Here is a 13832-nt window from a genome sequence, read left to right as displayed (position 1 = left end):
TAAAATAATTACCAATAAAAACGAATGGTTAAAGTTTTTTAATCAACTTTTTATCCAAGGCGAGGACTGGCTCGAAGCCATACATAGCTAGTTCCAGACTTTTGTCCTGAGCATATATATCATCATAAATAATAAGGTGACTGTCGATCATTTCGCAAGTAAGGTAAACCGTTTTGACAGGTACGGGAGTTTTTAATATAAAATTCTTTCTTTGATAGGCAGCGATAGATTTGTGCATTACGGATGTTTTTGAAGTAGTTCCATCTTGATCCGACAATAAGCCCGCAAGTTTTTCTATTTGTTCAATTCCGATACCGCCCTCGGTAACTGCCCGTTTACTTAGTAGGAACAATTTTGATTGAGGTGATCCGTAGAGGCGAGTTCCGGTCGAAATGTCGGTACCAAATTCGATTTTACCGGCTGTCTTTTCACCACCCACCGATCTCCGTGCGAAATAACTTGAAGCGTGCGCTTTTATAAAGGCTAATTTTTTGCCGGTAAGTTCCACAAATCTTCCTTTGCTATCATAAATTGTATAATGGTTTTTTTCTAAATAATCGATGTTTTTTATCGCGCTTGGCAACAAGATATTGATGAATTTTTTAGCGCTTACTTTAACATCTGGAGCCACTGTAAAATGAGTAATTGCACTTTCTAACAGTGGTGTTGGGGTAAGTGGGTTGCCTACCATCACTTTAAAAAAATAAGTGGTATCCATAACCATAAGCTTTGCTTTGTAAGCTGGAATGTTGATCACTAGATTTGTACCTTCGCTGACTGACATCCACCTTAGGCGCTCCATATTTAAGGCCATCTTTCTAACACTTTCCTCTGGAAATTCGTAATTGTCTTCCAAATATTGTCCACGCACCAAGCGCATATACCGCTGCAAGTCGTGATATTCTTTTAGATTTGGCTGAACCTTAATAATTTCTGTATAAAAATCTCTGCTAGTCATCAACATCGATAAGCATTCTACGGCATTTATATTGCCTAAGTCGCCGGCATCAATTTTAGATGGCGTCAAATCTTCATTAAACTTTCCATAATGCAGTTGGTTGATAAACGTAATCATGGCATCTGTAAGTAAAACATCAAAGTTTGCCCGTTGTTCACTCAACAAACTAGGATGTTCTGTTAAAGCTGTGAGTTTTTTGTATCGGAGCTCGTTTGGATGAAAATCTTGATTATTAAGCCCGAACTGTGATACGCAGTCCAATAAGACCATTGCAGGCAGGACTTGAGCATTCGGTTTTTCTGTTGCTAACCAAACTAACACATATCCTTTTTCATCGTAAAAGCGCTCAACCGATTTTGGGTAGTTCAGTTTTTTTTTACCGATCACTAATTGTGCTTTTATTTGCTGGGAAATAACTCCATTTGTACTTTCATAACCATTATCCACTACATTAGATGGTGTTTGTGCGAGTACAATAAACGAAATATCAACCAGGACACAGATGAGCCAAACGATAAACAGGTAGCGATAACGTGTAGAATTTTGCGGAGGGAGCAGAAGATTTCTCATATGGTTTTATTTCTATACAAATCTCTTCAAACTACTTGTTAATTTGATGATTAAGATCATAAAATCCATTGATATAGAACCAAATAGGCATGTCTCCTACAATTAAGTTTGTTTAATTTGGTTTTCAAATATTTTTGAAAAAAAATAGAAAATTGGTTTTTTCTTTTAAGCCATTAAAACTGGCAAAACTTTAGTCGATAGCCCAGTCCATTTGTTTTGTGTGGTAAACGTCATTAATTTCGGTTGTGGATCAAAACAAAATCTACCCTTAAAACAACAGAACATTCTTTTATTAACAAACAATTAGCGCCGAAATGTGTATTGTATTCGTAAAAATAAAAAAACCTAATAGCGGACCTACTTTCAGACCTTTAAATAAACAATCCAATCAGCTACAATGGCAGTAAATAACTTAAAGGAAGCTCAGGAAAAATCAGACCAGTCGCCCAGTAAATTCGCAAATTGGTTTATCAGCTTATATAACGTTTACCGTTTCATTGGCAGATTCTTTAAAGAGGCTTTCCTCCCACCTTATGAATTTAAAGAATCGATGCGCCAATGCTATGAAATTGGGTATCGTTCTGCATTGCTTATCTCAACAACCGGTTTTATAACAGGATTGGTATTTACCAAACAGTCCAGGCCGTCTTTGTCAGAGTTTGGAGCAACCTCTTGGTTGCCATCGCTGGTCGGAATTGCGCTGTTAAGAACATTAGCTCCACTCCTAACTGGACTTATTGCCGCGGGGAAAGTAGGCTCAAGTATTGGCGCCGAACTTGGATCTATGAAAGTAAGTGAGCAAATTGATGCGATGGAAGTATCTGCCACCAACCCATTTAAATTCTTGGTCGGTACGCGCGTGCTCGCCGCGACAATAACCATGCCTATCCTAACTTTTTATACCGCAATGGTTGGGATGTTTGGCGCGCTACTTAATGTGTCGGTTAACGAAGGAACAAGTGCCTCGGCTTTCTTTCAGAGTGCAATGGAAAGCATCACTTTTTTAGACATTATTGCTTCTACTTTTAAAGCACTATTGTTTGGTTTTACCATTGCAATTGTTGGTTGCTATCAGGGATTCAATTCCTCAAAAGGAACCGAAGGTGTGGGGAAAGCGGCCAATGCTGCTGTTGTTACTGCAATGTTCTTAATTTTTATTGAAGAAGTAGTATGCGTTCAGATATTTAGTTTGTTCAATACATAACCCTAATATGTTAGAGAAAAAAATAACTGATCAAACAGCCGAGAAGGTCATTGAGATTGTTGGGCTAGATAAATCTTTTGGAAGTTATGACGTGCTGGAAAACGCTTCCCTCAGCTTGTATAAAGGAGAAAACTTGGTAGTGCTAGGAAAGTCTGGTACTGGAAAGTCGGTGTTGATTAAGATCATTATCGGATTGCTTCGTCCCGATCATGGATTGGTTAAGGTACTTGATCAAATCGTCGATCAAATATCGTATGAAGAATTGCTTGAGCTCCGTTTGCGGGTTGGATTTTCGTTTCAAAACAGTGCACTTTACGACAGTATGACTGTAAGAGAAAATCTGGAATTCCCATTGGTTAGAAACCGAAGAGATTTATCGAGAGGAGAAGTAAACGGATTGGTTGAAGAAATGTTGGATGCAGTCGGTCTTTCGCAAACTATAAATCAGATGCCATCAGAGCTTTCTGGTGGCCAGAGAAAACGGATCGGAGTCGCAAGAACGCTTATTTTGAAACCGGAAATCATGCTTTACGATGAACCTACGGCTGGTCTCGATCCGATTACATCGAAAGAGATAAATAAACTAATTAATGATGTGCAAGACCGTTATCATACCAGTGCAATTGTAATTACCCATGATTTAACTTGCGCGAAAGAAACAGGAAATAGAGTTGCCATGTTGGTAGATCGAAGTTTTGCAAGGCAGGGAACATTTGAGCAGATATTTAATTCAGGCGATAAGCAAGCACAACCATTTTTTGATTATAATTTTATAGTATAGCCATGACGGACAATAGAAAAAAAATTACAGTAGGAGTTTTCATATTTATCGGAATTTTAATTTTTGTGTTGGCGGTTTTTACTTTGGGAAGCCAGAAAAAAACCTTTGTAAAAAGTTTTTCGCTGAGTGTTGTATTTAACGATATTCAAGGACTTAAGAAAGGAAATAATGTTTGGTTTTCGGGGGTGAAGGTCGGCACGATAAAAAAAATTGAGCTGTTCGGACAGTCGCAGGTTCGGGTATCTTTAAGTGTAGAAGAAGACGCACATAAATACATTCATAAAGATGCCGGCGCAAGTATAAGTGCAGACGGTCTTATCGGAAATAAGATTGTGGTGATTACTGGCGGAAACACGAAATTTCCTTTTGTAGAGGATGGAGATCAATTGCACGTAAATACCTCACTCTCTACTGATGACATTATGAAGACTTTACAGGTTAATAATAAAAATCTTGTAGACATTACAACGGATTTCAAAACACTTTCTCACAACCTTATTGATGGGAAAGGCGCTGCAGGCGTATTATTGTCTGACGAGAAGTTGGCAACCAATTTTAAAGCGATGGTGGAAAATCTCAACCGCACTTCTCTAGCTACTTCCAAAACAGCTATAGAACTGAGTACGTTTGGTCAAACCTTAAACTCGAAAACGGGATTAATGCATAAGGTGCTCACTGATACGGCCGTTTTTTCAAATTTAGAAAAGTCAGCACAGATGTTAAAAATTAGTGCGCAATCGGCATCGGTGATGGCCGCAAATTTAGAAGCTGCGTCATCAAAACTAAAAAGCTCAAATAATGCCGCCGGTCTGTTGTTAAATGATGTTAAAACAGCTGAGCAGGTTAAATCTATTATGCGCAATTTAGAGACAAGTAGTAAAAAACTTGATGATGATTTAGAAGCTGTGCAAAGTAACTTTTTACTTCGTGGATTCTTTAAAAAGCGGGCAAAGGACTCTTTAAAACGAGAGTAAGCCATAAACTGATTGATTTACTGATGGGTTGATGAAGCTATCTAGATAGCTTCCTATTGTCTACGATGTAAAAAGATGCGAGATTGCTCCTTGGATGAAGACAAAGCTTTTTTAATCATTGTACTTTTAAATTTAAATAGGTTTTTGCATTAAACAATGCGCCAGATATTGGTTTTTTTCCAAGGCATTAGAATTAGAATTTTATCGTTTTTCCGATTGCTGTAGTTAGCGATCAAGGAACTTGTGTTTAGCTTTTTTTTTTAACTTGCCAATAAGTTCTTCGCTATACGCATCAGATGAAGGACCATAACCATTTACCAAAACTCCCTTAATTGTCCCGTCGATTGAAGATATTGCATAGACGATTGCTTCGTCTTCAGGATCTGAAGCGCCTTCAAAACGGTAAAACCCGTCGATTAAAAAATTTTGTGGAGATTTTCGAATGTCATCCAAGTTGTTGTAGGTTTTATTATTTTCTATGTTGAAGTCGTATGTGTAACCACGACCAACCAATAGATCAATCACTTCAGACAATGTCTTCATTTCCCCCATATGTTCGAGTCCTTTCATAGCCATAAAATGGTTAATTTCTTCTGCTTCCGTAAGTTAAATAAAAATTACCGCAAACTACTTCTCACTTCGTTGGCATTTAATAAAAATCAAAAAAGAACTTGCTTGTTTTGACTACTGATTTCTTTAGGCGATGTCGATCGATTGCACAAAAAAATTAACTTTGTCAATAGTTGCGCCTATTTGCATTACGAATAGATTTTTGCACTACATCGAACTTCGTGTAATCCCAGTAGTTCGTTGTCCAATTGTTTAAAAATGAATGTACAAATAGTTTCCATTCTGATGACCTTGGCTATTCTTTCGCTAGTTGTTGTCTATTTCTCGTCGAACGCCAAAAACAAAAGAGCCAAACTCTTAGAAAAAATTAGAGAAGAATGGAAAGACGCAAAAACCGACGGCATCAATCTAGTGAAGTTAGATTGGTACATGCCAGACGCCTTAAAAGGCTTTCACGAAATCAACTTGCAAACCATTTCTGATATAGATTTCCATGAACTTTTTGCCTTTGTAGATCGCACAACAAGTAAAATGGGACAACAATTTCTATTCCATCGACTTAAATCGCCTGCGAAAAACATAGCACAATTGACCGATTTAGACCATCAAGCCCTGTTTTTTGATGCAAACCCAGATGTTAGAGAAGATGTTCAATTGGAATTATCCAAACTAAATCACGACGATGCTTATACGGTTGCTTTATTGATTAACCAAAGATTTCCGAGCAAACCAGAGTGGTATCATTTGCTCATTTTAGATGTAGCCGTTTTGATTTTGTCCGTTGGACTTGGCTTTATCTTCCCGAATTTCTTCTTGCTAGCGCTTTTTATTATGGTGTACAACGCTACATATTTAAACTATTGGAATAAGAAAAACATTATGGTTTTCACCAAATCGCTTAGTCAATTAAATACCTTAATTAATGTTTCTAAAAAGCTGGCAAAAAAACCTATTCCTTTTAACAATGATTTAATTGCAGAGAAGATACCGGTTTTTAAAAAAGTACAGCAGAAAATTGCCATTCTTTTCATCAACAATAAAAATGGCGGCGACATTAGTCAGATTCCTATCTATCTTTTCGAAATTATAAAAGGTATCTTCTTGGTTGATATTTTTACCATTTTCAATCTGTTAAAATCGTTAGAACGCAATCGGAAAACCATTTCAGATTTGTTTGAATACGTAGGTTCGATAGATATGGCCATTTCGTTAACTGCCCTTCGCAAAAACTCGACAGGAACATGCAAACCAACATTTACAGCTGATGACAAGAAGCTTTCCGTTAAAAACATCGTCCATCCATTGGTAGAAAACTGCGAACCGAACAGCATCGACGTAGAAAATAAAAGCGTTTTAATTACGGGTTCTAACATGTCGGGGAAAACGACTTTTCTGCGAACTATTGCCATTAACTCTTTATTGGCGCAAACCATTTACACCGTTTTCGCCGATTATTATGAAGCGCCATTTTTGACTTTATATTCTTCAATACGAATAGACGACGACTTGTTTGAGAGTAAAAGTTACTATTTAGAGGAAGTAACCGCCATGGGGAAATTGGTTGAAGCGGCCAAAAGTGAAGACCAACATTTGTTTATTATGGATGAAGTATTTAAAGGCACAAACACCATCGAGCGGATTGCGGCTGCAAAATCTATTTTATCTTACCTAAACCAAAAAAACAACATTGTATTTGTTTCTACGCATGATATTGAGCTTGCCGATATGCTTTCCAAAGAGTTTGATTTATACCATTTTACAGAAACCATTGCCGAGGACGAACTTATTTTCGACCACAAATTAAAACAAGGCGCGCTGAAAACTAAAAATGCCATTAGAATTTTGCAAATGCACAACTATCCGACCCAAATTATAGAAGAAGCTTTCGCGATAAGTGAAAAATTATCTTCAGGGAAAATAGATGAAGTGGTAGAGTGATTTTGATTAGGTTTCGGCCAACTTTAATCTTGAGAGTTGTTTGGATTGTTGAAATGTAATTATAGATTTGGGTAACTTAAACGAAAAATATACGCTGGAAAATAGAGGATATTTATTAGTTGAGATTGATTAATAAAACCGCACTAACAATAAAACAGAACTTGGAAAGAAAAGCACTAAACAGATTAATTAAACTGAAGGAAGAAGCTGAAAGTCTACCAAAAGAACTGGTTACTGAAAAAAATTTTGATAGTATTATAGATTCAAACTCTGAAGAAGATAAGCAGCACACTTATAATGAAATTAGCAATATAAGGGAGCAAAAAAATAAATTGATTCGAAAGCTAATCGGTTTTTTCAATGCTCATTTAGAGGATGATAGCATCTACTATAATCATCTAAATAAATTAACTTTTTTTCCAAAAGAAGGTATATTCAACACAATTCACTACAAAAATAATGAGGCTTGGGTTCAAGACAGAAAAGGTCTTATAAATCTTATTGAGATCCTTGAAAATGAACTAACTGAAAAAATGAATTTACCGAAAGACAAAAAAGACATTTTCTCATCTGGTTTGTTTTGGACTATTTTGACAATCGCGGTAACATTTGCCTATTCTGCTGGTATATATAAAGCAGAATTTGACAAGTCAAATTCCGAAAAGGAATTAGAACAAACTCAATTAGACTTGAATATCTTAAAATTGAAACAAGAAACTCCAAAAAAAGAAAATGATTCCTTAAAAGGAATAAATCTGTTGAGGAAATCAGATAGGAAAATAAGTAAATTAACTGAATAGTCTAACTTTAGATAAATAAGGGTTTACCGCAAAATAGTTTCTTTGGAACAATCCCTTTTAGATGTTTTAAAGAGTGTTTGTGGGTTCGGAAATTGGGCTCATCTACACTTCGGGGCGCGCAAGTTTAACATCCCCAAAAGAAGACTTTTTTTTATGCAGTATAACTCGAGCAATTTTGGTTTTTTCTAAAGATCAATTTTAACAAATCGTGTAATTTCGACTTAACATTCGACGTCTTTACTTGGCAGATTCCATTCAAGTTCAGGGTAACTTTCAGCCATCAATTTCATTTTTCCAAAAGTATTCACAAACCATTCTTCAATATCTGTTTCCATGGACTCAGAGCTTATAAAATCGGATAGAGACTTAGTATACTCAAAATAGTCTTTTGCATTGTTATAGCCTTCATTTACCTTTGAAAGCATATCTTGAAAAGCCTTAAGGCTCGGACTATCCTCGGGAACCCAAATCCACACAATTAGATGAGGAGAGCCAGAAAACTGAAAACCGACGCCCAATTCAACATAATAATTTCCAAAAAGATTCTCTTTCCAAAAAACGTGGCGTGTATGCTCTTTTAGTTGATTCATATTTTTGGCAATTTTAAAGTCACCAAAAATTGATCTGAATCTCGGCTTAAGCTTATCAAGGTAAGCTTCCATTTTTAATAATGCCGGATTAAAATTTTCAAGCGCAAGGACTTCGTGCAATGTAAAATCAGTTGAATTACCCATTTTGTTAATTTCTAAAAATTCGAGAAAGATACCAATAATCTGGTGCTCTGACCAAAATGACAAAAAATTTGCAATATTACACCATCTAAATTGCTTAAAATCGTGTTGTACGATGTGTGCTTTATCTTGAAAAAATTTTGTGCAAAATCTCAGGTACCTGTTTTTATATTGAGAAAGCCCGTCAAGGACTTGACAATAATTATTAAGTTGCCCAAAACCTTCAACAGAATGAACTTTATTCTCCAGAAAACAGATTGAATCCTCGTTTCGAAATACTATATCTATTTTACATGAGGTCCGACTATTTTTTGTAAAAGAGAAAGTTTCTTGAGATGAGATGGAAAATCCATCCCCATCAATTTTCAGAATATCTTTAACGAATTTCTCTCTAATTTTAGGATGGGTTTCGAGAATATTAACAAATATTTCAGTCGTAAAATCTTCTAAAGGAGTTTTTAGCCCTTGCGACCTGTATAACTTTATTAAGGAACTAAATAAATTCATGGAGCGTAAGGATATTTAGAAATGCTAAGATACGTTTTGAAAACGGAATTTAAAATCACCCAATATTCGACATGGTGCTCAGCGCGATGCCTAACCTTTGATAAAACGTGATTTGCAATCCCGATAAAACCGGATTCTGAAACCCGTGTTATAGATAATCGGAATGTGCAAGCTACGAATTCCGAAGAGCGGGATTCTTCACAAAATCAAATACAACTTCATAACTTCGAATAGTGGATAAACTTCTCCTCCTTGCCTTTGCAATTTCAGTCGCATACTTTGGTTTTACTATTTACTGTAAAATACGTGATAAAAAATTAGTAGAAAGCGTCACGAATAAAAATAGAGGCAAAGAATCAGAAAGAGATTTGGTATTAAAGCTTTTGAAATACGGAATACCAAAGGAAAATATCTTTCACGACCTGTATATAGAAAAACGCAAAAATCAGTTTCTCAATCTGATTTAGTTGTTGTGACAAACGTCTGCATTTTAGTATTTGAAGTAAAAGACTATAGCGCTTGGATTTTTGCAACTGGACGAGCCACAGCCAATAACGAATTGGTAGAAATTGGTACAGAATTACAAAAGTTTATTACGCACATTAATAAGACTGAAAAGTAATTATGGAAAACACCAATATTATTATTTACCAAACTGAAGATGGCATTACAAAAATTGAAACCCGATTAGAGGATGAAACGGTTTGGCTAACGATAGACCAAATGGCTGAACTATTCCAAAAATCAAGATCTACAATAAACGAGCATATTTTAAATATTTATGATGAGAAAGAACTTGTTAGTGAGCTTTCTATGAGAAAAATCGGAAATTCCGATTTTTCTACCAAACCTACTAACTTATACAATCTCGATGTAATAATTTCTGTTGGCTACCGAGTAAAAAGCCAACAAGGCACAAAGTTTCGGCAATGGGCAACAGCCCGATTAAGAGAATACATTGTAAAAGGATTTACAATGAATGACGAGTTGCTGAAACAAGCAGGTGGCGGCAATTATTTTGAAGAACTATTGTCTCGTATCCGAGATATTCGTTCGTCTGAAAAAGTATTTTGGAGAAAGGTATTAGATATTTACGCTACCAGCATTGATTACGACGCTTCGTTAGATATAACTACCCAATTTTTTCAAACGGTACAAAACAAAATGCATTGGGCAGCACATGGGCATACAGCAGCGGAAATTATTTACCAACGCATTGATGCAAAGAAGACAAATTTAGGCTTAGCTCACATTAAAGGCAGCAAACCTACAAAACAGGAAACCGACGTAGCTAAAAACTATTTAAACGAAAATGAGTTGAATGTGCTGAATAGAATGGTAACCGCCTACTTAGAATTACCCGAATTACAGGCACTTAACCGCAAGCCAATGTATATGAAAGATTGGGTTGAAAGATTAGATGATTTTGTGAGAATGACAGGCAATGATATTTTAAAAACTGCAGGTACAGTAAGTCATAAACAAGCATTAAAAAAGGCCAGTGCTGAGTATGAAAGATACAAAGAGCAAACTAAAAACGAACTATCTGAAGGAGAAAGGCATTTTATAAAGCAAATAGAAAATACTGCAAAAAAAATAAATCCTAAGATTTCGAAAAAGTAATGAACAACTACACCCTATCTCCATCACTTAACCCAAACCGAGTTTTTATTTTGCAAAAAAGCGAATTGGAAAAACGTTTTGACCCATCTTGGTCTGTATATCTTAAAACTATTAAAGATTTTAAATACAAGCCAATTGCTTTGAAAAACTTTCTTTTAGAAAACCCACAATATGGTGCTAATGAAATTGGAATTGAAAGAACAAAAAGCGACGAACCAAGATATATCAGAATAACAGACATAAATGAATTTGGTGAATTAGAAAATAACTTGGGGAAATCTGCAAATACAATTGAAGAACAATATTTTTTGAAAGAATACGATTTGTTACTTGCACGAAGTGGAAATGCAGTTGGTAAATCTTATTTACACAAAAATGTGGGTTATGAATGTTTTTTTGCCGGTTATATGATTAGATTTAAAATTGATGGTTTGAAAATTATGCCTGAATACATATTTGCCTATACTCAAACTGACTTTTATAAAAAATGGACAAAAGCAATTCAAAGATCAACAGAGCAACCAAATATTAATGCAGAAGAATATAGGAATTTAGAAATACCAACACCTGATATTGAAACTCAAAAGAAAATCGTCAAAATATATTTTGATGTTATTAAACACAAACAACAAAACGAAGCCGAGGCCGAAAAGCTATTAGCCAGTATAGATGATTATTTGCTGGGCGAGTTGGGCATTACATTACCCACACCACCCAAAAATACGTTGAAGAATAGAATGTTTACAACACAAATTAGTGAAGTAAGTGGAAGCAGATTTGATCCTCATTTTAATAAAGCTTATTTCAATGAAATTTTCAGTTCATTTTCTGAAAGTAAATTTCCAATTTCAAGAATAAAAGATGTCTTAGAAAATATTAAAACAGGTACAACACCACATCAAAAACTTGACCCATTTACAGACAATGAAGAAATAGTTTTCTTACGAAATACAAATTTAAAAAATATCAAATTGATTTATCTGATACAAAATATGTAAAATATCAATTTGGAAAAGATTTGACATATTCTCTAAAAGACGAAGTAATAATGTGTATTGCAGGTACTGTTGGACTTTCAGCAATAAATGAAATAGAAAATCCTATTTCTATAAATCAAAATGTTTCCTCATTAAAATTTTTTAAAGAAAAAATAAATCCTCGTTTTGCTTCATGTTGGTTCAATACAAATATATTTCTTGAATTGACAAAAAGAGCTTGTTCAGTAGCAACAATATTTTACTTAAACAACGATAATTTAAAATTGCTTCCAATCCCCCTCCCACCACTTGCCAAACAGCAAGAAATAGCAGACCACATAACAGAAATCAGAAAACAAGCACAACAACTAAAAGACAATACAAAAGAGGCATTGGTACAAGCCAATGCTGAAATAGAAAAAATATTGTTAACCTAGACAACCGGCTGTTCAATATCTTCCGCATGGTGATGTCTAACCTTCCATAAAGCGGGATTTGCTACGAAATAGCTCCTTTGGAGCAATCCCGATAAAAGCAGATTCGTAAATCCGCGTTATAGATAATCGGAATGCGCAAGCTATGCATTCTGAAGAGCGGGACTAAAAGTCTTCAGAATAATGTATTTTTAACGTAAGTTCGATAACTAAAACATCCAAAACGAGCCTACAGAAAAGATTGCTTCGTTCCTCGCAAAGGACGATCCCGCGCTGCGTCATTGCGAGGAACGAAGCAATCTCAGCACAAAATGTAGCTCAAAAACGGACTTAGCTTTATTTAAATAAATACTAATTATCGAACTCAGGTTTGTAATTTATCTCCTTTAGACACCCAAATATGAAAACCCTAACTTTTTTACGTTCAGTTTGCTGTAGTTTTATTTTATCAGTTTTCTTCATTTTTATGAGTTTAAATCCCGCTTATGCGCAAAAAGGTTTAAAAGATTATTATAAAAAATATTTTCCAATTGGCGTGGCGGTAGGTCCGAGAGATTTAAACGGAGATGAAGTTCCGATGATTACCAGAGAGTTTAATAGCTTAACTGCCGAAAACTGCATGAAGATGGGACCAATACATCCTGAGGAAAACAGCTATTTCTGGCGAGATGCCGATGCTGTTGTAGATTTTTCCACCCAACATCACATGAAAATAAGAGGTCATAATTTATGTTGGCACGCCCAAACTCCTAATTGGATGTTTAAGGATAGTGAAGGAAAAGACATAACTAAAGAAGCATTACTGCAAAAATTAAAAGACCATATCCATACGGTGGTTTCGAGGTATAAAGGCAAGGTTTACGCTTGGGATGTGGTAAATGAAGCGGTAGCAGATGGCGAAGGCGCTTTGCTTCGCAACTCGAAATGGTATCAAATTTGTGGTGAAGACTTTATTGCCAAAGCCTTTGAATATGCACATGAAGCTGATCCGAAAGCAGTGTTATTTTACAACGATTATAATACAGAAATCCCTTCCAAACGAGAAAAAATTTATAAACTGTTAAAAGGTTTGATAGATAAAGGTGTTGCAATACACGGAATAGGTTTGCAGGCACATTGGTCGGTAAATACGCCATCTAGAGAAGAATTAGAAAAGTCTATCAAGTTGTTCGCCTCTTTAGGCCTCCAAATTCAGTTTACAGAACTTGATGTCTCGGTATATTCAGGGCATCAAGGCGGACAATTAGTAAGCGGCGAAAATGAAAAAGCAAGTTTTACTCCAGAAATGGAAAAGCAACAATTGGACAAATACAAAATGATATTTGACGTTTTCAGAAAGTACAGAAAAAACATTACCGGAGTAACATTTTGGAATGTATCTGACCGTTCTAGTTGGCTAGATGGAAGAGGCAAAAAAAACTATCCTTTATTATTTGACGCGAATCTTAAGCCAAAAAAGGCTTATTGGAGTGTAGTCAATTTTTAATTTGCTTATTCTGAAATTCGAGCCATTATAAAAATTTCTAGTTCAAGACAAATGCGATAGATTAATAGCCTAAAAAAAACCTAACACTGAAAATATAACACAACAAAAGATGCTCTAAAAGTAGATGCAGTTATGAGCTTTTAAAAGGATGAGTGTTCCGTTTGAAACCATCGACTATTTAAAAAATACTTTAGCGCAAGAAGAATTAACCGATTTAAGCAAATAAATTGCATGTACCAGTAATCGGATTCCGTTTATATGAATTGAGTTTTCTCTCGA

13 protein-coding genes are annotated in these 13832 nt (G+C 35.4%); 10 read left to right on the top strand and 3 right to left on the bottom strand.

The genetic code is table 11. The features are described 5' to 3' along the window. Window positions 1-28: 28 nt before the first annotated feature. Complete coding sequence (locus ACVWYG_RS09565) at window positions 29-1528, bottom strand: L,D-transpeptidase scaffold domain-containing protein (RefSeq protein ID WP_457269972.1); 1500 nt, start codon at window positions 1526-1528, stop codon at window positions 29-31. 397 nt (window positions 1529-1925) lie between these two features. Between ACVWYG_RS09565 and ACVWYG_RS09560 the strand changes: the two genes are divergently transcribed. From ACVWYG_RS09560 to ACVWYG_RS09550, 3 genes are read left to right on the top strand one after another with little or no spacing between them, the layout of a single operon-like run. Further along, complete coding sequence (locus tag ACVWYG_RS09560; protein ID WP_457269971.1) at window positions 1926-2732, top strand: MlaE family ABC transporter permease; 807 nt, start codon at window positions 1926-1928, stop codon at window positions 2730-2732. A 7-nt stretch (window positions 2733-2739) separates the two neighbouring features. Continuing rightward, entirely contained in the window at window positions 2740-3513 is a 774-nt protein-coding gene (locus tag ACVWYG_RS09555) for an ABC transporter ATP-binding protein (RefSeq protein WP_457269970.1), read from the top strand. Window positions 3514-3515: 2 nt separating this feature from the next. Further along, entirely contained in the window at window positions 3516-4487 is a 972-nt protein-coding gene (locus ACVWYG_RS09550) for an MlaD family protein (protein WP_457269969.1), read from the top strand. Between the two features lie 225 nt (window positions 4488-4712). Here ACVWYG_RS09550 and ACVWYG_RS09545 read toward each other — a convergent pair whose 3' ends face one another. Further along, entirely contained in the window at window positions 4713-5057 is a 345-nt protein-coding gene (locus ACVWYG_RS09545) for a phosphoribosylpyrophosphate synthetase (protein WP_457269968.1), read from the bottom strand. 258 nt (window positions 5058-5315) lie between these two features. Here ACVWYG_RS09545 and ACVWYG_RS09540 point away from each other — a divergent pair, with 258 nt between their 5' ends. Further along, the gene (locus ACVWYG_RS09540) at window positions 5316-6995 is read left to right on the top strand and encodes a MutS-related protein (RefSeq protein WP_457269967.1); all 1680 of its coding nucleotides are present in this window, start codon (window positions 5316-5318) and stop codon (window positions 6993-6995) included. Between the two features lie 161 nt (window positions 6996-7156). After that, the gene (locus ACVWYG_RS09535; protein ID WP_457269966.1) at window positions 7157-7795 is read left to right on the top strand and encodes a hypothetical protein; all 639 of its coding nucleotides are present in this window, start codon (window positions 7157-7159) and stop codon (window positions 7793-7795) included. Between the two features lie 221 nt (window positions 7796-8016). On the opposite strand, the gene ACVWYG_RS09530 is transcribed toward ACVWYG_RS09535, so the two are convergent. After that, window positions 8017-9033 (bottom strand): PD-(D/E)XK nuclease family protein, encoded by a 1017-nt coding sequence (locus tag ACVWYG_RS09530; RefSeq protein WP_457269965.1) that lies wholly within the window; start codon window positions 9031-9033, stop codon window positions 8017-8019. A 355-nt stretch (window positions 9034-9388) separates the two neighbouring features. On the opposite strand from ACVWYG_RS09530, the gene ACVWYG_RS09525 reads away from it, so the two are divergent. The 5 genes from ACVWYG_RS09525 (at window position 9389) to ACVWYG_RS09505 (ending at window position 13553) form a co-directional block, all read left to right on the top strand. Further along, complete coding sequence (locus tag ACVWYG_RS09525; protein WP_457270056.1) at window positions 9389-9655, top strand: nuclease-related domain-containing protein; 267 nt, start codon at window positions 9389-9391, stop codon at window positions 9653-9655. A 2-nt stretch (window positions 9656-9657) separates the two neighbouring features. Continuing rightward, window positions 9658-10656, top strand: a complete 999-nt coding sequence (gene rhuM / locus ACVWYG_RS09520; protein WP_457269964.1) for a RhuM family protein — start codon at window positions 9658-9660, stop codon at window positions 10654-10656. Continuing rightward, the gene (locus ACVWYG_RS09515; RefSeq protein WP_457269963.1) at window positions 10656-11654 is read left to right on the top strand and encodes a restriction endonuclease subunit S; all 999 of its coding nucleotides are present in this window, start codon (window positions 10656-10658) and stop codon (window positions 11652-11654) included. The genes rhuM and ACVWYG_RS09515 overlap by 1 nt, the downstream gene beginning before the upstream one ends. A 20-nt stretch (window positions 11655-11674) precedes the next feature. After that, on the top strand, window positions 11675-12070 hold the full coding sequence (locus ACVWYG_RS09510; protein WP_457269962.1) for a restriction endonuclease subunit S: 396 nt from the start codon (window positions 11675-11677) through the stop codon (window positions 12068-12070). Window positions 12071-12533: 463 nt separating this feature from the next. After that, window positions 12534-13553, top strand: coding sequence for an endo-1,4-beta-xylanase (locus ACVWYG_RS09505; protein ID WP_457269960.1), 1020 nt, complete (start codon window positions 12534-12536; stop codon window positions 13551-13553). The last annotated feature ends 279 nt before the right edge of the window (window positions 13554-13832 follow it).

It is taken from the genome of Pedobacter sp. UYEF25 (assembly GCF_054061655.1).
The sequence above is the reverse complement of the archived record's forward strand: the minus strand, read 5'-3'. Positions and strand labels throughout refer to the sequence as shown.

Excerpts from the sequence above, each read along its gene's own strand:
- ACVWYG_RS09565 (WP_457269972.1), bottom strand. The coding sequence starts at position 1,528 with ATGAGAAATCTTCTGCTCCCTCCGCAAAATTCTACACGTTATCGCTAC.
- ACVWYG_RS09560 (WP_457269971.1), top strand. The coding sequence starts at position 1,926 with ATGGCAGTAAATAACTTAAAGGAAGCTCAGGAAAAATCAGACCAGTCG.
- ACVWYG_RS09555 (WP_457269970.1), top strand. The coding sequence starts at position 2,740 with ATGTTAGAGAAAAAAATAACTGATCAAACAGCCGAGAAGGTCATTGAG.
- ACVWYG_RS09550 (WP_457269969.1), top strand. The coding sequence starts at position 3,516 with ATGACGGACAATAGAAAAAAAATTACAGTAGGAGTTTTCATATTTATC.
- ACVWYG_RS09545 (WP_457269968.1), bottom strand. The coding sequence starts at position 5,057 with ATGAAAGGACTCGAACATATGGGGGAAATGAAGACATTGTCTGAAGTG.
- ACVWYG_RS09540 (WP_457269967.1), top strand. The coding sequence starts at position 5,316 with ATGAATGTACAAATAGTTTCCATTCTGATGACCTTGGCTATTCTTTCG.
- ACVWYG_RS09530 (WP_457269965.1), bottom strand. The coding sequence starts at position 9,033 with ATGAATTTATTTAGTTCCTTAATAAAGTTATACAGGTCGCAAGGGCTA.
- rhuM (WP_457269964.1), top strand. The coding sequence starts at position 9,658 with ATGGAAAACACCAATATTATTATTTACCAAACTGAAGATGGCATTACA.
- ACVWYG_RS09515 (WP_457269963.1), top strand. The coding sequence starts at position 10,656 with ATGAACAACTACACCCTATCTCCATCACTTAACCCAAACCGAGTTTTT.
- ACVWYG_RS09505 (WP_457269960.1), top strand. The coding sequence starts at position 12,534 with ATGAGTTTAAATCCCGCTTATGCGCAAAAAGGTTTAAAAGATTATTAT.